Here is a 16,941-nt window from a genome sequence, read left to right on the forward strand (position 1 = left end):
GGCGGCGGCCCGCCGTCCCGCCGAGCCCACCACGTCGGCGCCGTCGGCGACCGCCGGCCGCGGTGCGCTGCGCCCGCTGGCCAAGCCGCCGGTGCGCAAGTACGCCAAGGAGCTGGGCGTCGACCTCACCACGGTCCGCGGCAGCGGCGCCGGCGGCGTCATCACCCGCGCCGACGTCGACGCGGCCGTCGCGGGCCCGTCGTCGCCGGAGGCCGCGGCCGGCCCGTCGCAGGAGGCTGCGGCCGGCGAGACCCGGATCCCGATCAAGGGGGTGCGGAAGCACACCGCCGCCGCGATGGTGGCCAGCGCGTTCACCGCCCCGCACGTCACCGAGTTCCTCACCGTCGACATCACGCGCACGATGAAGCTGCGTGAGCGCCTGGCCGCCCGGCCGGAGCTGGCCGGGGTGAAGGTCAGCCCGCTGCTGTTCGTGGCCAAGGCGCTGCTGTTGGCGGCGAAGCGGCACCCGATGGTCAACAGCTCCTGGGACGAGGCGGCCCAGGAGATCGTCGTCCACGGCGCGGTGAACCTGGGCATCGCCGCCGCCACGCCGCGGGGCCTGACCGTGCCGAACGTCAAGGACGCCGGCCGGCTGTCGCTGGCCGAGCTGGCCGGTGCGCTCAGCGAGCTCACCGAGACCGCTCGGGCCGGCAGGACGCAGCCCACGGACATGACCGGCGGCACGATCACGATCACCAACGTGGGTGTCTTCGGCGTCGACACCGGCACGCCGATCCTGAACCCCGGCGAGTCGGCGATCCTGGCCTTCGGCGCGGTCCGGGAGATGCCGTGGGTGCACAAGGGCAAGGTCGTGCCCCGGCAGGTCACCCAGCTGGCGCTCTCCTTCGACCACCGCATAGTCGACGGCGAGCTGGGCTCCCGCTTCCTGGCCGACGTGGGGGCGCTGCTGCACGACCCCGGCACCGCACTCACGTTCTGACCGTGCGCACCCAGCTCGGTCCCCTGCTGTCCTTCGCCGCCGCCTCCCGGGTCCCCGAGGGTTTCGGTTACCTCGGTGACGACGGGCAGGTGCTCGCCGCCAAGCCGGTGGAGACCTGGATCAGCGCCCGGATGACGCACGTCTTCGGCCTCGGCGCGCTCGTCGGCGAGCCGGGCGCCGAGGACCTCGCCGCCCACGGCGTGGCCGCGCTGCGCGAGGGCCCGCTGCACGACGCCGAGCACGGCGGCTGGCGCTCGGCGGTGGGTGCCGGTGCCGACGACGACACCAAGGCCGCCTACGTGCACGCCTTCGTGGTGCTCGCCGGCTCGACCGCCACCGTGGCCGGCATCGCGGGTGGCCGCGCGCTGCTGGAGGAGGCGCTGGAGGTCTGGGAGCAGCGGTTCTGGGACGACGACGAGGGCCTGGCGGTCGAGTCGTTCGACCGCACCTGGGCCACCAGTGAGGCCTACCGCGGCGCGAACGCCAACATGCACGGGGTCGAGTCGACCCTGGCGGCGGCCGACGCGCTGGCCCCCACCGACCCCGGTGCGGCGGCCCGGCTGCGCACCCGCGCCCTGCGGGCGACGGAGCGGATCGTGCACCAGTGGACCCGGGAGCGGGACTGGCGGCTGCCCGAGCACTTCACGCCGTCCTGGGAGCCGCTGCCGGAGTTCAACCGGGACCGGCCGGCCGACCCGTTCCGCCCGTACGGGGTCACCGTCGGGCACCAGTTCGAGTGGGCCCGGCTGTGCCTGCACCTGGCTGCGGCGCTGGGCGAGGACGCGCCCGGCTGGCTGCACACCGACGCCGACGGGCTGTTCCTGGCCGCCGCCGAGCGGGGCTGGGCGGCCGACGGGCACGAGGGCTTCCCGTACACGCTGGACTGGGACGACCGCCCGGTGGTCGCCGCCCGGATGCACTGGGTGGTCACCGAGGCGATCGCGGCTGCGGCCGTCCGCCACGCCGTGCTCGGCGATCCGCAGTCTCTGGCGCTGCAGCAGCGCTGGGAGGAGCTGGGTGACCGGCTGTTCCTGGACCCCGCGGTGGGCAGCTGGCACCACGAGCTCACCCCGGAGGGCGCGGTGGGCAGCCGCACCTGGGCGGGGAAGCCGGACGCGTACCACCTGGCGCAGATGCTGCTGCTGCCCGGACGCCCGGTGCGGGGCAGCGTCGCCGCCGCCGTCCTCGCGTCGCGCTGATCCGGGGCGGGATCCCGCTACGGTGCACCAAGATCACGGCGCCGTCCGGCGTCGGGGTGGCCGTCGAGGAGGAGCTGGACCATGAGCGGAGCAGGGAGCGGCCGCACCGCTCGGCACGAGCAGCTGCGGGAGCCGCTGGGGATGCCGACCCTGCTCCGCTGGCGCCGCATCGGCCTCGCGGCGGGCACGGTGGCGGTGCTCGCCGTCCTCGGCTTCCTGGCCGTCGCGGTGGTGCAGGACGGCGTCGGCGGCCTGCCGGGCGCGCTCGTCCTGGTGGCCGCCCTCGTCTGTGCGCTCGCTGCGCTGAGCTTCCTGCGGCGTGCCTGGGCCGATCCCGAGGTCGCCGACGACCCGCAGGTCGTCCGGGCCGGGCGCTGGGCGGGCATCGCCTCGACCTCCTGGCTCCTCGCGATCGTGCCCGGTCTCGCGGTCCGGGTCCTGCCCGAGTCGTTCGAATGGCTCCGCTGGCTGGTGCTGGCCCTGGGCGCCTTCGCCGTGCTCGCCTTCGCGGGGATGCTCGTGCTCACGGCCCGCTGGCGCCCCGCACGCTGAGGGCGCGACCGTCTGGACGGGTTCGTCGGGGCGCCCGCGGATCTCGTTTGTCGGTCGTCCGCGTCCGGGTAGGGGACGACCGGACGTACGAGACCCCTGAGCAGAGGAGGCTCCCCATGGCGAACGTGGAGAAGTCGATCGACGTGGACGTGCCGATCCGGCAGGTCTACGACCAGTGGACCCAGTTCGAGACGTTCCCGGAGTTCATGAACGGGGTCGAGCGGATCACCCAGCTCGACGAGCGGCGCACCCACTGGGTCACCAAGATCGGCGGGGTCGAGCGCGAGTTCGACGCCGAGATCACCGAGCAGCACCCCGACGAGCGGGTGGCCTGGAAGAGCACCGACGGCGACACTCCGCACGCCGGCGTCGTCACCTTCCACAAGATCAGTGACACCACGACCCGGGTGATGGTCCAGCTGGACTGGGAGCCCCAGGGCGTCGTGGAGAAGGTCGGCGCCGCGGTCGGCGTCGACGACCGGCAGATCACCGCCGACGTGAAGAAGTTCAAGGAGTTCATCGAGAGCCGTGGCACCGAGACCGGCGCCTGGCGCGGGGACGTGCCGCGCGAGGGCTGACGTCCTCCGGTGACCTGACGACGGCGCCCGCCTCCTCACCTCGAGGGGGCGGGCGCCGTCGCGTCCGGCCGGGGAGCCAGGTCCGATGTGCAGTGCGCGACCGGATGGGGCATGGCCTGGATCATGACCACAGCGACCCCGCTGCGCGCACTCGCGCTGACCTGCAGCCTCAAGCCGTCCCCCGCTCCCTCCAGCACCGACCTGATCGCCCGCCAGGTGCTCGACGCCCTGGCCGAGCACGGCGTGGAGGGTGAGCTGCTCCGGGTCGTCGACCACGACGTTAAGCCCGGTGTCGAGGTGGACATGGGCGACGGCGACGCCTGGCCGGCGATCCGGGAGAAGGTCCTGGCCGCCGACGTCCTGCTGATCGCCACGCCCACCTGGGTGGGCCAGATGAGCAGCGTCGCCAACCGGGTGCTGGAGCGACTGGACGCCGAGATCTCCGAGACCGACGACCAGGGCCGGCCGCACACCTTCGGCAAGGTCGCCGTCGTCGCCGTCGTCGGCAACGAGGACGGCGCCCACAAGATCAGCGCCGACCTGTTCCAGGCGCTGGACGACGTCGGCTTCACCGTCCCGGCCCAGGGCGCCACGTACTGGAACGGCGAGGCGATGCACGGCACCGACTACCAGGACCTCGACGAGACGCCGGGGGCGACCGCCACGACCACGGCCACGGTGGCCCGCAACGCCGCGCACCTGGCCCGGCTGCTGAAGGCCTCGCCCTACCCGCCGGCCTCCTGAGCCGACGACGACAGCGCCCGTCCCCGGCCGGGGACGGGCGCTGTCGTCGTCTCAGGCCCCTCGGACGGGGCCGCGAGGTCCTACTCTGCGTCGAGGTCGCTGGCGACCATGTCGGCGATCCGGTCGAGCACCGCCTCGTCCGCACTGTCGACGACGACCTCGGTGCCCTGCTTGGCGCCGAGCGTCATGATCATCAACGGCGAGCCGGCGTCGATCGGGTTCCCCCCGGGAGTGGCCAGCGTGACCGGCACCCCGGACTTCGAGACGGCCTCGGCGATGAGGGCGGCCGGACGGGCGTGCAGGCCGACGGCGGAGCCGACGGTCACGGTCTTGGAGGGCATCGGTGCCTTCTTTCTGGTCGGCGTGCTGGTGGTCAGTGTGCCGGACGGCCGGCGGGAGCTCCCGGCCCGGCAGTGGCCGAGCGGGGGTCGTCGGCCAGGTCGGTGGTCAGGTCGGCGTCCTCGGCCGGGACGGCGGGCTTCCGGCCGATGCTCTTGGCCAGGGTCACCGCGACGCCGCCGACGGCCGCACCGATGAGCACGGCCAGGATGAACAGGACGGCGTTGCTCATCGCGAAGAACACGAACACGCCGCCGTGCGGGGCGCGGAGCTCGAGCCCCAGCCCGGCGACGATCGCCCCGGTGGTCGCTCCGCCGAGCATCATCGAGGGGATGACCCGCAGCGGGTCGGCAGCGGCGAACGGGATGGCGCCCTCGGAGATGAACGAGGCGCCCAGCAGCCAGGCGGCCTTGCCGTTGTCGCGCTCGGCCGGGGTGTACAGCTTGGGCCGGAGGAGGGTGCTGGACAGCGCCATCGCCAGCGGCGGCACCATGCCGGCCGCCATCACGGTGGCCATGATCACCAGCGGACCGCTGGTGGCGGCGGCGGTCAGCCCGGTCGTGGCGAAGACGTAGGCCGCCTTGTTGACCGGACCGCCCAGGTCGAAGCACATCATCAGGCCCAGGATGACCCCGAGCAGGACCGCCGAGGTGCCGGTCAGCCCGTTGAGGAAGTCGCCGAGGCCCTCGAGTGCGGCGGCCAGCGGGCGGCCCAGCAGGACCACCATGATGCCGCTGGAGATCAGCGTGGCGAGCAGCGGGATGATCACGACGGGCTGCAGGCCGCGGGCGAAGGCCGGCAGCTTCCAGCGGCTGATCCACAGCGCCGCGAAGCCGGCGATGATGCCGCCGACCAGGCCGCCGAGGAAGCCGGCACCGACGGTGAGCGAGACGGCACCGACGACGAAGCCGGGGACGATGCCGGGCCGGTCGGCGATGGCGTAGGCGATGTAGCCGGCCAGCGCGGGGACGAGGAAGCCGAACGCAGCCTGGCCGAGCACGGTGCACAGCGCGCCCAGGTAGCCGAGCAGGCCACCGCGGAGGTAGTCGACCCCGGGGTCGCCGGGCAGGTCGAAGAAGTTGTTGTTCAGTGCCCAGTTCAGCGCGTAGCTCTGCGCGCCGTCCGTGGTCGGGTCGGCGTTGACGATCGGGTAGCCGGCGAAGAGGAAGCCCAACGCGATGAGCAGGCCACCTGCGGCGACGAACGGGATCATGTAGCTCACGCCGGTGAGCAGCCAGCGGCGGATCTCCGACCCGGTGCTGGGCCGGTCACCGCTCACCGCGGGCGCCCGCCCCGCCCCGGCCGTGCCGGGCACCCGGCGGCCGTTCGGGTCGTCGGCGACGGCCAGCGCTTCCCGGATCATCACCTCGGGCTCGTTCATCGCCCGCTTCGTGCCGGACTGCACCAGCGGCTTGCCGGCGAAGCGGTCCCGGTCCTTGACCCCGACGTCGACGGCGAAGATGACGGCGGCGGCCTGGCTGATCACCGACGGGTCCAGCGGGGTCGAGCCCGAGGAGCCCTGGGTCTCCACGTGCAGCTCGACGCCCATCTCCTTGGCCGCGGCGGTGAGCTTGTCGGCGGCCATGTAGGTGTGCGCGATCCCGGTGGGGCAGGCGCTGACCGCGACGATGCTGCGGCCGGCCGTCGTCGGGGTGGGCTCGGCTGCCGGGGTGGGGGCCGTCGCGCCGGCGGCGGTGGCACCGCCGGTGGTCTGCGGGGCCGCGGCGGCCGGTGCCTCCGGCGGGGAGACGACGTCCTGCACCAGCGTGACGATCTCCTCGACGGAGCCGGCGGCGCGCAGCGAGGCGACGAACTCCGGGCGCACGAGCGCCCGGGCCAGGGCGGTGAGCAGGGTGAGGTGGTCGGCGTCGCCGTGCTCGGGGGCGGCGATGAGGAAGGCGAGGTCGGCCGGGCCGTCGGGTGCACCGAAGTCGACCTTCGGGTCGAGCCGGGCGAAGGCGAGCGACGCCTGGGTCACCGCGGCGGAGCGGCAGTGCGGGATGGCGATGCCACCGGGCAGGCCGGTGGCGGCCTTCGCCTCCCGGGCCATCGCGTCGGCGTGCAGGTCGTCGGCTCCGGTGGCCCGGCCGCTGGCGGCGACCAGGCCGGCCAGCCGGCGGACGACGGCGTCCTTGTCGTGACCGAGGTCGGCGTCGAGCGCCACCAACTCGGTCGTGATGAGTGCGGACATGGTGGTTCCCCCGGGGTTCTTCAGCGGGCGCCGGTGGCCGGGACGGCCTCGGCGGGAGTCGGGTGGCCGGGCAGACCGGCGATGACGGTGACCCCGGCGGGGTCCACCTGTGCGGGCGTCGGCACGGCGGAGCCGGGCAGCGCAGCGCTGGCCGCGCCGTAGGCCACCGCCGACCGCAACCGGTCGGCCGGCGCGGCACCGGCGAGGTCGGCCAGCAGGTACCCGGCGAGGCTGCAGTCGCCAGCGCCGACCGTGCTGCGGACGGTGACCCGCGGCGGGCGGGCCGACCAGACCTCGCCGTCGGCGGTGGAGAGGACCGCGCCGTCGGCACCGAGGGTCAGCAGCACCTCGGCCACGCCCCGCTGGTGCAGGGTGGCGACCGCGGCCAGCGCGGCCTGGGGGTCGCCGGTCACGACCTCCTCGGGCACGCCGGCCAGCTGGGCCAGCTCCTCGGTGTTGGGCTTGAGCAGGTCGGGAGCCGACCCCGGGCCGGCGGCCAGCAGTGCCAGCAGGGGCGCCTCGGAGGTGTCGACGGCGATGCGGGCTCCGGTGCTGCGGAGCGCGCGGACGAGCGTGGCGTACCAGTCGCGCGGCGCCCCCGGGGGGAGCGATCCGGAGAGCACGACCCAGCTGGCGGTGGCGGCGTGCTCCAGCAGGGCGTGCTGCAGCGCTGCGAGCGCCGGCTCGTCCAGTCGGGCGCCCGGCTCGTTGAGCTTGCTCGTCGTCCCGTCGGGCTCGGTGAGCGTGTAGTTGGTGCGTACCGGGGTGTCGATGGGCACGCTGGCCAGGTGCAGGCCGAGCGCGTGCAGGGCGCGGACGATCGGGTCGTCGTCGGCCGCCGGGAGGACGGAGACGACCTCGGCCCCTGCCGCGGCCACGGCCCGGGAGACGTTGACCCCCTTGCCGCCGGGCTCGGTGTGGCTGCCGCCCAGCCGGGTCACCGCGCCGCGGTCCAGCGGGCCGGGCAGCTCCAGCGTTCGGTCCAGGCTCGGGTTGGCGGTCAGCGTGACCACCCGCCCGCCCGGTGCGGAGTCCGTCCTCATGCGACGAGCACCTCGATCCCCTGTTGCTCGAGCTCAGCGACGACGGCCGGGTCGGCCTCCTCGTCGGTGACCAGGACGTCGACGTCCTCGATGGCCGCGAAGCGCACCAGGTGCTCGCGGCCGAGCTTGCTGCTGTCGCCGAGCACGACGACCCGCTGCCCGGCTCGCGCCATGGCCCGCTTGACCGCCGCCTCGGCCTCGTCGGGCGTGGTGAAGCCGAAGCCCGCGCTGATTCCGTTGGTGCCCAGGAAGACGACGTCGGCCCGGAGGTCGGTGAGCGCTGCGAGGGTGGACTCCCCGACGGCGGACTGGGTGATCCCGCGGACCCGCCCGCCGAGCACGTGCAGGGTGATGCCCGGGGAGCCGGAGAGCCGGGCGGCGATCGGCACCGAGTTGGTGGCGGTCACCAGCGGCCGGTCGCCGGGGAGCAGTTCGGCCAGCGCCGCGGTCGAGCTGCCGCCGTCCAGGATCAGGCTGCCGTTGGCGGGCGGCAGGAGGGTGAGCGCCGCGGTGGCGATGCGGCGCTTGGCCTCGATGCGCGTGCCGCGCCGCTCCCCGAGCGCGGGCTCCACCACGGTCAGCGTCCCGACGGGGACGGCACCGCCGTGCACCCGGCGCAGCATCCCGGCACGCTCGAGCACGGCGAGGTCGCGGCGGACGGTCTCGGTGGTCACCCCGAAGTGCTCGGCGACGGCGGTGACGGCGACTCGGCCGCGCTGGGTGACCAGGCCGGCGAGCGCCTGCTGGCGTTCTTCCGCGTACATGCTCACCCCCGGGGCCGCGCTGTACTGACACGACGGGCCGATGCCCGATTATGTGGATATCGCCCTGCTTTCATGTTGTTCTACGTGGGATCAGTTGACAAGTCAAGGGTTGCTGGTGACCCTGGTCACCGGATGCACCATTGTCGTTGCGCCGCCCCCAGTCATCTACGACGGAGCTCGTCCGACCGGACACCCGCCCGGCCCGAGCAGACAGTGAGGCCCCCGATGTCCAGCACGCCGACCGGGACCCGGATCTCCCCGGACGCCCTGACCGGAGCGACCGTCTTCACCGGGACCCCGGTGGTCCCAGGTGTGGCCGCCGGCCCGGTGGTGCGCCCGGTCGGGACCATCGAGCTGCCGCCGGCGGAGGGGCCGGTCGTCCCGGAGCAGCAGCGCGCGGCCGAGAAGGAACGGTTCACCTCGGCCGCCGACGCGGTGGCCGCGCGGCTGGCCGGCCGGGCTGCGGCGTCGACCGGCGTGAGCGCCGAGGTGCTGAACACCACGGCGCAGCTGGCCCGGGACCGTGGGCTGCTGTCGGCCGTGGAGCAGCGCATCGGCGACGGCGCCTCGGCGGAGGCCGCCACGGTGGGCGCCGCGGCGCAGTTCGTCGACCTCTTCGTCAGCCTCGGCGGGGTGATGGCCGAGCGGGCCACCGACGTCCGCGACGTCCGCGACCGGATCGTCGCCGAGCTCACCGGCCAGGGCGAGCCGGGGGTGCCCGCGCCGGAGACGCCGTCGGTGCTGCTCGCCGACGACCTCGCGCCGGCCGACACCGCCGGCCTGGACCCGTCCCGGATCATCGCGCTGGCCACCCGGCTGGGTGGGGCCACGAGCCACACCGCGATCATCGCCCGGCAGCTCGGGCTGCCCTGCGTGGTGGGCGTCGGCGGGCTCTCCGACGTCCCCGAGGGCGCGATGGTGCTGGTCGACGGCGAGCAGGGCACCGTCACCGTCGACCCCGACCCGGAGGAGGCCCGCACCCGGGTGGCCGCCGCGCAGGAGGCCGCTGCGGCGCTCGCCGGGTACCGCGGGCCGGGCACGACCCGCGACGGACACCCCGTCCAGGTGCTGGCCAACGTGCAGGACGGCGCCGGGGCGCGGGCCGCGGCGGCGGCGCACGCCGAGGGGGTCGGCCTGCTCCGCACCGAGCTCGCCTTCTTCGGCCGCACCGAGGAGCCGTCGGTCGAGGAGCAGACGGAGATCTACGCCGGCGTCTTCGCGGCCTTCCCCGAGGGCAAGGTCGTGCTCCGCACGCTGGACGCCGGCTCGGACAAGCCGCTGCCGTTCGCCACGCCGCCGAACGAGGCCAACCCGGCCCTCGGCGTCCGTGGGCTGCGCACCGCCCGCCGTGACCCCGGCCTGCTCACCCACCAGCTGGACGCGGTCGCCCAGGCGGCGAGCCGTACCGGTGCCAAGCCATGGGTGATGGCCCCGATGGTGGCCACCGTGGCCGAGGCCGCGGAGTTCGCCGCCCAGGTGCGGGAGCGGGGCATGGTGCCGGGCGTCATGGTGGAGGTGCCCTCGGTCGCCGTGCTCGCCGACCGGTTCCTGGAGCACCTGGACTTCCTGTCGATCGGCACCAACGACCTGTCGCAGTACACGCTCGCCGCCGACCGGCTCTCCGCCGACCTGGCCGACCTGACCGACCCGTGGCAGCCGGCGCTGCTCGCGCTGGTGCAGGCGACCGCGGCGGCCGGTCAGCGCGCCGGGAAGGCCGTGGGGGTTTGCGGGGAGGCGGCCGCCGACCCGATGCTGGCCTGCGTGCTGGTCGGCATGGGGATCACCTCGCTGTCCTGCGCCGCCTCGTCGGTGGCCGGGGTGGGTGCGCGGCTGGCGACGGTGGACCTGGCCACCTGTCAGCGCGCTGCGGAGGCGGCACTCGCCGCAGCCGACCCTGCCTCCGCCCGCGCCGCCGTGCGTGAGGTGCTGCTCGCCGCCGACTGAGGTCCCCAGTGCTCGCCGGCCCGTGACGGGCCCGTGCAGAGGGGGAGAGCGCCCGCGCCCCGTCGGTCGAAGGTGACCGACGGGGCGCTGACGTCTCCAGGCATCGTCGTTCACCCTGCAGAGGTGACCGACTGCACTCCGTAGGTGCTGGACAAGTGGCGCGAAGGTGACGGATCTATGGCCGCCACCCCCTTCGGGTGAAGATTCCATCGGAAGCTCCAGCGACACGGCCTTAGATCCGTTGGAATACCAGCCGCTACGCCTGGTTTAATACAGACGTAACACCCACTCAGGACCACCGAAAGAAGGCAGTGACATGAGCAGCGTGACCTCCAGCTGGCGTCAGCGTCGGCAGGCGTCGCGTACGCGGCGGGCAGTGGATGCCGCCGTCGCCCGCACCAGCAGCCCCGCGATGCGCGACGAGCTGCTGACCCTGGCCAACAGCAGCCAGTTCAACAACGTCCTGCGCTGAACACCCCCCGCTCTCGACGAAGAGGGCGGACGCAGGCACGCACCGTGACCCCGGACTCCCCATGGGAGCCGGGGTCCTCTGCTGTGTGGGGTCCTCAGTCGCGGAGGCGGGACCGGAGCGCCGCCTGCTCCTCGGCGCCGAAGCCGTGCTGCTCCAGCCAGCCGACCGGGCCACCCCAGCGCTCGTCGAGCACCTCCAGCACCCGGCGCATCGACTCCGCCCGCGGGGTGTGGCTGGCGACGTCGCGCCGGGTCATGTCCTCGGCGTAGGTGGGGCTGCTGGCCAGCTTTGCGACGAGTGCGTCGATGATCTCGGCGGTCTGCGCGTAGTCGGCGATGATCGCCTCCGGCGTCACCCCGGCCACCGCGAGCGCCAGCGCGCAGACCACGCCGGTCCGGTCCTTGCCTGCGGCGCAGTGCACGACCGCAGCGCCGGGGCCGCCGGCGGCCAGTGACCGGACCGCGGCCAGCACGTTGTCCGTGCCGTCGGACAGGTACCCGAGGTAGGAGCGGACGGCGGGCGGCTCCCCCTCGTCCCCGGGCGCGACCTGGCGGGGGAGGAGCGACTCCGCCCAGTCGGCCGGCAGATGCGCCCGGATCTCCTCGTCGCTCTCCTCGGCGGCGAAGACGTCGGTGCGCATCCCCCGCTCGGGCAGCAGGGTGAAGTGCCGGTGGGTGACCGTGTCCACGTCGCGCAGCGGGCTGCGCCCCTCGAGCAGGATCTCGGCGGTGGTGCGCAGGTCGACGACCTCGGTCAGCCCCACCTCCTCGACGAGCGCGGCGACGTCAGCTGCGCTGAGGGTCTGCAGGTTGTCGCTGCGCAGGATCCGACCGAACTGCGTCGTCCCGCCGTCGGTGGTGGGCAGCCCGCCCAGGTCACGGGTGTTCGTCGTCCCGTCCAGGTGCAGCCAGCGGTCGGTGCGGGTGGAGGTCACGCCCCCGACCGTACGACGTCAGCCGAGCGCCAGCAGCTCCCGGCACACCGCGAGCAGTCGCTGCCGCAGCACCGCGCCGCGGTCGGCGAAGCCGCGCTGGGCGGCGACGTACTCGGCCTTGCCCTCCGGCGTCTCCACGGCGACGGGTGCGTACCCGTGGCTCGTGAGGTCGTAGGGGGAGGCGCGCATGTCCAGCTCGCGGACGTCGGCGGCCAGCGCGAAGCAGTCGGCCAGCAGCTCACCGGGCACCGCCGGGCCGAGCTTGTAGGCCCACTTGTAGAGGTCCATCGTGGCGTGCAGGCAGCCGGGCTGCTCCAGCTGCTGCTGGGTGTCCCGGGTGGGCCGGAGCGTGTTGCGCGGCTCGGCGGCGCGGGTGAAGAACCGGAACGCGTCGATGTGGCTGCACTGCACCCGGTGTGACTCGACGACGGCGTCGGTGCCGGCCTGCCCCAGCCGCAGCGGCAGCTGCTCGTGCCGCACCTCGCCGTCGCCGGGGCGGTAGAGCATCGCCCACTCGTGCATCCCGAAGCAGCCGAACTGGCCCGGCCTGCTGGCCGTCCCGGCCAGCAGGCCCTCCACCCAGCCGACCGACGCCCGCCGCTTGGCCAGGAAGGCCGGGACGTCGAGCCCGATCCCGCGCACCGGCTCTCCTGCGGCGTCCCGGGCGCCGACCTCTGCGTAGAACGGCCAGCCCAGGCGCTCGGTGGCGGCCTCGCCGGTGAGCACGACCCCGACCCCGGGGTGCCACCGGCGCAGCCGGGCCGGCGTCTCGGAGTAGTAGGTGAAGAGGAAGTCCAGCACCGGGTGGGCGACCCCGGTGCGACGGCGCTCCTGGTGCGGGGTCAGCCAGGTGTCCATCCGCTGCCGGTGGGCTCCGGCCCGGGCCGTCCACTCCGCCTCGGGCAGCACCGTCGGCGCGGGGGCGAGGACGGGGAGCACCGGCCCAGGGTAGGCGTGCACGCACCACCCATGACGCGTGTCACCGCCCGTCCGTGCACCGGCGGGGAGAAGTCGTGCGCCCCGGCACCTGTGCCGGGCGCGGAGTGGCAGCAACGTGGGGGATGCGTCCGACAGACCGGCCCGACGGCGGCCGGCGGCGCATCGAGGAGGTCGACCGTGCACCCCAGCGCCCCACCAGTGTCCGCGCCCGTCGAGGCCGCTCCCGCGATCGAGGTGCGGGACCTGCGGCGCAGCTACGGCGACTTCGAGGCGGTGCGGGGCATCTCCTTCGAGGTCCAGCCGGGGGAGGTCTTCGCCCTGCTCGGCGTCAACGGGGCCGGCAAGACCTCGGCGCTGGAGGTGCTCGAGGGGCTGGCGCCGGCCGGTGGCGGCACCGTGCGGGTGCTCGGCGCCGACCCGGTGCGCGAGCGGGCCCGGGTGCGGCCACACCTGGGCGTGCTGCTGCAGGCCAGTGGCCTGCCCGGCGACCTCACCGTGGCCGAGACCCTGCAGACCTGGGCCGGCACCCTCACCGACCCGCGGCCGGTGCCCGAGGCGCTGGCGCAGGTGCAGCTGGCCCACCGGGCCGACGTCCGGGTGCGCAGCCTCTCCGGCGGCGAGCGTCGGCGGCTGGACCTCGCGCTGGCCCTGCTCGGCCGGCCGCGGGTCGTCGTGCTGGACGAGCCGACCACCGGCCTGGACCCGGAGAGCCGGCGACAGGTCTGGGGGCTGGTGCGCGACCTGGTCGCCGACGGGGCTGCCGTGGTGCTCACCACCCACCACCTGGAGGAGGCCGAGGAGCTGGCCGACCGGGTGGCGGTGCTGCGGGACGGGCAGATCGTGCTCTCCGGCACGCAGGAGGAGATCGCCGAGACCCAGCCGGCCACCCTCCGCTTCACCCTCGACGAGGACGCGCCCGAGCTGCCGCGGGTGGCCGGCGTGCAGGTGGTCGCGCAGCGGCCGCGAGTCGAGTGGCACACCCGCGCGCTCCAGCCGGTGCTGGCCGAGCTGCTCGCCTGGGCGGCGGAGCACCACGTCGTCCTCCGGGCGCTGGAGGCCCGCTCCGCCTCGCTGGAGCAGGCCTTCCTCGCCGTGGCCGCCGAGGCCCGCACCCCGTCCGCGTGACCCACCCAGCCGAGAGGACCCCCGCCATGACCACCACCCACGCCCCTGCCCCACCCACCGCGACGGCCCCGAGCCGGCTGCGTCGCGTCGCCGCCCTGGCCGGTGGCGAGCTGCGGCTGTTCCTGCGCAACCGGACCGCCGTCGTCAACTCGGGCCTGCTGCCGCTGCTCCTGGTGGCCGCGGTGCCGGCGCTCGGCATCGACGGCGAGCTGCCCCTGGGGCCTCGGCTGCTGGTCGCCGCCGTCGGCGTGACCCTGGTCTTCGTCACCTACTACAACCTGGTGATCACCTACGTCGCCCGGCGCGAGGAGCTGGTGCTGCAGCGCATGCGCACCGGGGAGCTGACCGGGCTGGAGGTGCTCGTCGGCACCGCCGTCCCCACCCTGCTGGTCACGCTCGGCCAGGTCGCGCTGGTCGCCGTGGGCGTGGTGGTGCTGGGGGAGTGGAGCGCGCCGGTCGAGTTCCTGCTCCCCGTGATCGCGCTGCTCGGCGGTGCGCTGCTGATGACCGTGCTCGCGGCGGCGAGCACGAGCTTCACCCGTTCGGCCGAGAGCGCCCAGGTCACCACCCTGCCGCTGGTCGTCGTCACCTCGGCGCTGTCCGGCCTGATCACCCCGCTCAGCGTCTTCCCCGAGCCGGTCGCCCTGGCGGCCCGGCTGATGCCGGTCACCCCCGTGGTCGAACTGCTGCAGCTCGGGCTGGCCGGCGTCACCTGGGACGGCGACCGCGTGGACGCCGCGGGCGCCTGGGCGGCCGCGCCGCTGCCGCTGGCCGTGCTGGCCGGGTGGCTGCTGATCGGGACGGTGGCCGCCACCCGGGGGTTCCGGTGGGCGCCGCGCCGGTGAGCAGTGGGCCGGTGAGCACCGCGCCGGTGAGCGCTGCGCGGATCGGCCGGTACGGCAGCATCACCGCCGTGCCGACCGTCTCGCGCTGGTGGAGCAGCCGGACGGCGCCCCAGCGGATCGACCTGTACACGCGCTGGTCCTTCTACGGGTGGATCGGCGGCGGGCTGCCGCTGTTCACCTTCGCCGTCCTCGGCTCGGTGACCGAGGTGGTCTCCCGGGCCGCGGTCGTCACCTTCCTCGTCGGCACTTCGGTCACCACCGTCCTCGCGGTCGTGCTGGCCGCACGCGGACTGGAGGCACACCGGGTCGGTCGGGGAGTCTCGCCGATCCTCGTCGTGGCTGCCTTCGCGGCCGCCCTGGCCACCGGGGCGGCCGGGCTCTGGGCGTCCGCGGGAGACGGGGAGTACACCGAAGGGGCGCCGTGGGCGCTGGCGCTGCCCCTCGGCATGGTGCTCACCGCCTGCTCGACGGTCTGGGCCACTCGCCGGCTGGTACCCCCGGCCGCGGTGATCGGGGTGCTGGGCGGCGGGGTCGCCGCCTTCGTCGAGGGAGCGCCGCTGGGTCCGTCGGCCGCGCTGGCCGCCCTCCTCGGCGTCACTGTCTGCGCCGTCGTCCTGGCCTGGCGTTTCTCGGTCTGGGTGCTCGACGTGGTGCTGGAGATGGACCGCACCCGCGGCGTGCAGTTGCAGCTGGCGGTGGCCGAGGAGCGGCTGCGGTTCGCCCGCGACCTGCACGACGTCATGGGCCGGAACCTCTCCGCGATCGCGGTGAAGAGCCAGCTGGCCGGGGAGCTGGTCCGCCGCTCCCGGCCGGAGGCGGCCGCGGAGGTGGCCGACATCAGCCGGATCGCCGAGGAGTCGCTGAAGGAGGTCCGGGAGGTGGTCCGTGGCTACCGCCGGACCGACCTCACCGGCGAGCTCGCCGGAGCCCGCTCCGTGCTGCGCGCGGCCGGCGTGGGCTGCACGGTGCAGGGTGAGGACGGCGCCGGCACCCTGCCCGAGCCCGTGCAGGCCGCGCTGGGCTGGGTGGTGCTGGAGGCGGTCACCAACGTGCTGCGGCACAGCGAGGCCGCCGAGTGCACGATCACGCTGGACCGAGGGAGTGGAGAGGTGCGGCTGACCGTGAGCAACGACGGCGTCTCCGCCGACCCGGGTGAGGGCAACGGCCTGACCGGGCTGCGGGAGCGACTGGCCGGTGCCGGCGGGACCCTGCACGCCGGCCGGGACGGCGACCGGTTCACCGTCACCGCCACGCTGCCCACCGGGGGCGCGGCGTGATCCGGGTGCTGCTCGCCGACGACGAGAACCTGGTCCGCTCCGCCTTCGCCGCGCTGCTGGGCCTGGAGGACGACCTCGAGGTGGTCGCCCAGGCGTCGTCGGGGGCGGAGGCCCTGGCGATGGCCCGGGCGCACGCCCCGGACGTCGCCGTCCTGGACCTGCAGATGCCCGACCGGGACGGGATCAGCGTGGCCGGCGAGCTCAGCACGCTGCTGCCCGGCTGCGGGCTGGTCATCGTCACCGGGCACGGGCGGCCGGGCCACCTCAAGCGTGCCCTGGAGGCCGGGGTCCGGGGGTTCCTCCCCAAGACGGTCAGCGCCGCCGTGCTCAGCGACGTCGTGCGCACGGTGCACCGGGGCGGGCGCTACGTCGACCCGGAGCTGGCCGCCGAGGCGATCAGCGCCGGGGACAGCCCGCTGACGCCGCGCGAGGCCGACGTCCTGGAACTGGCCGCCGGAGGTGCCCCCGTGGAGGAGATCGCCGCGCGGGCGCACCTGTCGCCGGGGACGGTCCGCAACCACCTGTCCGCGGCGTCGGCCAAGTTGGGAGCGCCGAACCGGCACGCCGCGGTGGACACGGCGCGCCGGCACGGCTGGATCTGACCCCGGCGCCGCCCCACCGCCCGCGAGCTCGAGCAGCGCCACCGCCCAGGTCAGCGCCCTGCCTGGCCGCCCGTGCCGACGGTGTCGCCGTCGGCGAGCCGGAGCAGGCGCAGTGCGAGCTGCACCTCCAGGGCCCGGTCGGGGGCCGCCCAGTCCTTGCCGAGCAACCGGGCGACCCTGTCCAGCCGCTGGGTGACCGTGTTGACGTGCACCCGGAGCGCCTCCGCGGCGCGCGCGTGGCTGCCGCCGGCGTCGAACCAGGCCCGCAGGGTGGCGATCAGGTCGGTCCCGCGCCGGGCGTCGTAGTCGAGCAGGGGTGCCAGCGTCGCGCGGACGAAGGCCCCGACGTCCCGTTGGTCGCCGACCAACAGCCCGAAGAAGCCGAGCTCCTCGGCGCCGGCCGACTGGCCGCTGCGGCCGAGCGCGATCAGCGTGCTCACGCAGCGGCCCGCC

18 protein-coding genes are annotated in these 16,941 nt (G+C 74.9%); 11 read left to right on the plus strand and 7 right to left on the minus strand.

Annotation, left to right across the window (positions count from 1 at the left end):
* From IN07_RS12810 to IN07_RS12830, 5 genes are all read left to right on the plus strand, one after another.
* Positions 1-940, plus strand: a 940-nt coding sequence (locus IN07_RS12810) for a dihydrolipoamide acetyltransferase family protein (protein ID WP_197058470.1), incomplete at its 5' end; no start/stop codon positions are given.
* 2 nt (positions 941-942) lie between these two features.
* A complete protein-coding gene (locus IN07_RS12815; protein ID WP_156119172.1) occupies positions 943-2,139 on the plus strand; it encodes an AGE family epimerase/isomerase in 1,197 nt (398 codons plus the stop codon).
* Between the two features lie 81 nt (positions 2,140-2,220).
* Complete coding sequence (locus IN07_RS12820; RefSeq protein WP_036336299.1) at positions 2,221-2,691, plus strand: hypothetical protein; 471 nt, start codon at positions 2,221-2,223, stop codon at positions 2,689-2,691.
* Positions 2,692-2,807: 116 nt separating this feature from the next.
* Entirely contained in the window at positions 2,808-3,269 is a 462-nt protein-coding gene (locus tag IN07_RS12825; protein ID WP_036336300.1) for an SRPBCC family protein, read from the plus strand.
* Between the two features lie 123 nt (positions 3,270-3,392).
* On the plus strand, positions 3,393-4,013 hold the full coding sequence (locus IN07_RS12830) for a flavodoxin family protein (protein WP_036336392.1): 621 nt from the start codon (positions 3,393-3,395) through the stop codon (positions 4,011-4,013).
* A gap of 80 nt (positions 4,014-4,093) precedes the next feature.
* On the opposite strand, the gene IN07_RS12835 is transcribed toward IN07_RS12830, so the two are convergent.
* The 4 genes from IN07_RS12835 to IN07_RS12850 are packed head-to-tail and all read right to left on the minus strand — an operon-like array spanning position 4,094 to position 8,350.
* Positions 4,094-4,354 (minus strand): HPr family phosphocarrier protein, encoded by a 261-nt coding sequence (locus tag IN07_RS12835; protein ID WP_036336301.1) that lies wholly within the window; start codon positions 4,352-4,354, stop codon positions 4,094-4,096.
* Between the two features lie 32 nt (positions 4,355-4,386).
* Positions 4,387-6,543 (minus strand): PTS fructose transporter subunit IIABC, encoded by a 2,157-nt coding sequence (locus IN07_RS12840; RefSeq protein ID WP_081975380.1) that lies wholly within the window; start codon positions 6,541-6,543, stop codon positions 4,387-4,389.
* 20 nt (positions 6,544-6,563) lie between these two features.
* Complete coding sequence (locus IN07_RS12845; RefSeq protein ID WP_036336303.1) at positions 6,564-7,586, minus strand: 1-phosphofructokinase family hexose kinase; 1,023 nt, start codon at positions 7,584-7,586, stop codon at positions 6,564-6,566.
* Positions 7,583-8,350 (minus strand): DeoR/GlpR family DNA-binding transcription regulator, encoded by a 768-nt coding sequence (locus tag IN07_RS12850; RefSeq protein WP_036336305.1) that lies wholly within the window; start codon positions 8,348-8,350, stop codon positions 7,583-7,585. The genes IN07_RS12845 and IN07_RS12850 overlap by 4 nt, the downstream gene beginning before the upstream one ends.
* Before the next feature lie 225 nt (positions 8,351-8,575).
* Here IN07_RS12850 and IN07_RS12855 point away from each other — a divergent pair, with 225 nt between their 5' ends.
* Complete coding sequence (locus IN07_RS12855; RefSeq protein ID WP_036336306.1) at positions 8,576-10,294, plus strand: phosphoenolpyruvate--protein phosphotransferase; 1,719 nt, start codon at positions 8,576-8,578, stop codon at positions 10,292-10,294.
* Between the two features lie 316 nt (positions 10,295-10,610).
* The gene (locus IN07_RS25270) at positions 10,611-10,766 is read left to right on the plus strand and encodes a hypothetical protein (RefSeq protein ID WP_156119173.1); all 156 of its coding nucleotides are present in this window, start codon (positions 10,611-10,613) and stop codon (positions 10,764-10,766) included.
* Between the two features lie 94 nt (positions 10,767-10,860).
* On the opposite strand, the gene IN07_RS12860 is transcribed toward IN07_RS25270, so the two are convergent.
* Together IN07_RS12860 and IN07_RS12865 are read right to left on the minus strand one after the other, a co-directional pair.
* A complete protein-coding gene (locus IN07_RS12860; protein ID WP_036336307.1) occupies positions 10,861-11,700 on the minus strand; it encodes a tyrosine-protein phosphatase in 840 nt (279 codons plus the stop codon).
* Between the two features lie 18 nt (positions 11,701-11,718).
* A complete protein-coding gene (locus tag IN07_RS12865; protein ID WP_036336394.1) occupies positions 11,719-12,639 on the minus strand; it encodes a hypothetical protein in 921 nt (306 codons plus the stop codon).
* 198 nt (positions 12,640-12,837) lie between these two features.
* Here IN07_RS12865 and IN07_RS12870 point away from each other — a divergent pair, with 198 nt between their 5' ends.
* Genes IN07_RS12870 through IN07_RS12885 form a run of 4 tightly spaced genes read left to right on the plus strand, consistent with a single transcriptional unit; the run spans position 12,838 to position 16,488 of the window.
* On the plus strand, positions 12,838-13,764 hold the full coding sequence (locus tag IN07_RS12870; protein ID WP_036336308.1) for an ABC transporter ATP-binding protein: 927 nt from the start codon (positions 12,838-12,840) through the stop codon (positions 13,762-13,764).
* A gap of 26 nt (positions 13,765-13,790) precedes the next feature.
* Positions 13,791-14,609, plus strand: coding sequence for an ABC transporter permease (locus IN07_RS12875; protein ID WP_036336309.1), 819 nt, complete (start codon positions 13,791-13,793; stop codon positions 14,607-14,609).
* An 11-nt stretch (positions 14,610-14,620) separates the two neighbouring features.
* Positions 14,621-15,886, plus strand: a complete 1,266-nt coding sequence (locus IN07_RS12880; protein ID WP_156119174.1) for a sensor histidine kinase — start codon at positions 14,621-14,623, stop codon at positions 15,884-15,886.
* Positions 15,883-16,488: a response regulator transcription factor gene (locus IN07_RS12885; RefSeq protein ID WP_036336310.1), complete on the plus strand. Its 606-nt coding sequence runs from the start codon at positions 15,883-15,885 to the stop codon at positions 16,486-16,488. The genes IN07_RS12880 and IN07_RS12885 overlap by 4 nt, the downstream gene beginning before the upstream one ends.
* A gap of 50 nt (positions 16,489-16,538) precedes the next feature.
* Here IN07_RS12885 and IN07_RS24385 read toward each other — a convergent pair.
* Positions 16,539-16,941: PucR family transcriptional regulator (locus IN07_RS24385; RefSeq protein WP_036336396.1), on the minus strand; the 403-nt coding region annotated here is incomplete at its 5' end.

This window comes from Modestobacter caceresii (assembly GCF_000761485.1).
Classification (GTDB): domain Bacteria; phylum Actinomycetota; class Actinomycetes; order Mycobacteriales; family Geodermatophilaceae; genus Modestobacter; species Modestobacter caceresii.

What these genes read in the sequence shown, in the direction of transcription:
- IN07_RS12820 (WP_036336299.1), top strand. Translation starts at nt 2,221, where the DNA reads ATGAGCGGAGCAGGGAGCGGCCGCACCGCTCGGCACGAGCAGCTGCGG.
- IN07_RS12825 (WP_036336300.1), top strand. Translation starts at nt 2,808, where the DNA reads ATGGCGAACGTGGAGAAGTCGATCGACGTGGACGTGCCGATCCGGCAG.
- IN07_RS12830 (WP_036336392.1), top strand. Translation starts at nt 3,393, where the DNA reads ATGACCACAGCGACCCCGCTGCGCGCACTCGCGCTGACCTGCAGCCTC.
- IN07_RS12835 (WP_036336301.1), bottom strand. Translation starts at nt 4,354, where the DNA reads ATGCCCTCCAAGACCGTGACCGTCGGCTCCGCCGTCGGCCTGCACGCC.
- IN07_RS12840 (WP_081975380.1), bottom strand. Translation starts at nt 6,543, where the DNA reads ATGTCCGCACTCATCACGACCGAGTTGGTGGCGCTCGACGCCGACCTC.
- IN07_RS12845 (WP_036336303.1), bottom strand. Translation starts at nt 7,586, where the DNA reads ATGAGGACGGACTCCGCACCGGGCGGGCGGGTGGTCACGCTGACCGCC.
- IN07_RS12850 (WP_036336305.1), bottom strand. Translation starts at nt 8,350, where the DNA reads ATGTACGCGGAAGAACGCCAGCAGGCGCTCGCCGGCCTGGTCACCCAG.
- IN07_RS12855 (WP_036336306.1), top strand. Translation starts at nt 8,576, where the DNA reads ATGTCCAGCACGCCGACCGGGACCCGGATCTCCCCGGACGCCCTGACC.
- IN07_RS25270 (WP_156119173.1), top strand. Translation starts at nt 10,611, where the DNA reads ATGAGCAGCGTGACCTCCAGCTGGCGTCAGCGTCGGCAGGCGTCGCGT.
- IN07_RS12875 (WP_036336309.1), top strand. Translation starts at nt 13,791, where the DNA reads ATGACCACCACCCACGCCCCTGCCCCACCCACCGCGACGGCCCCGAGC.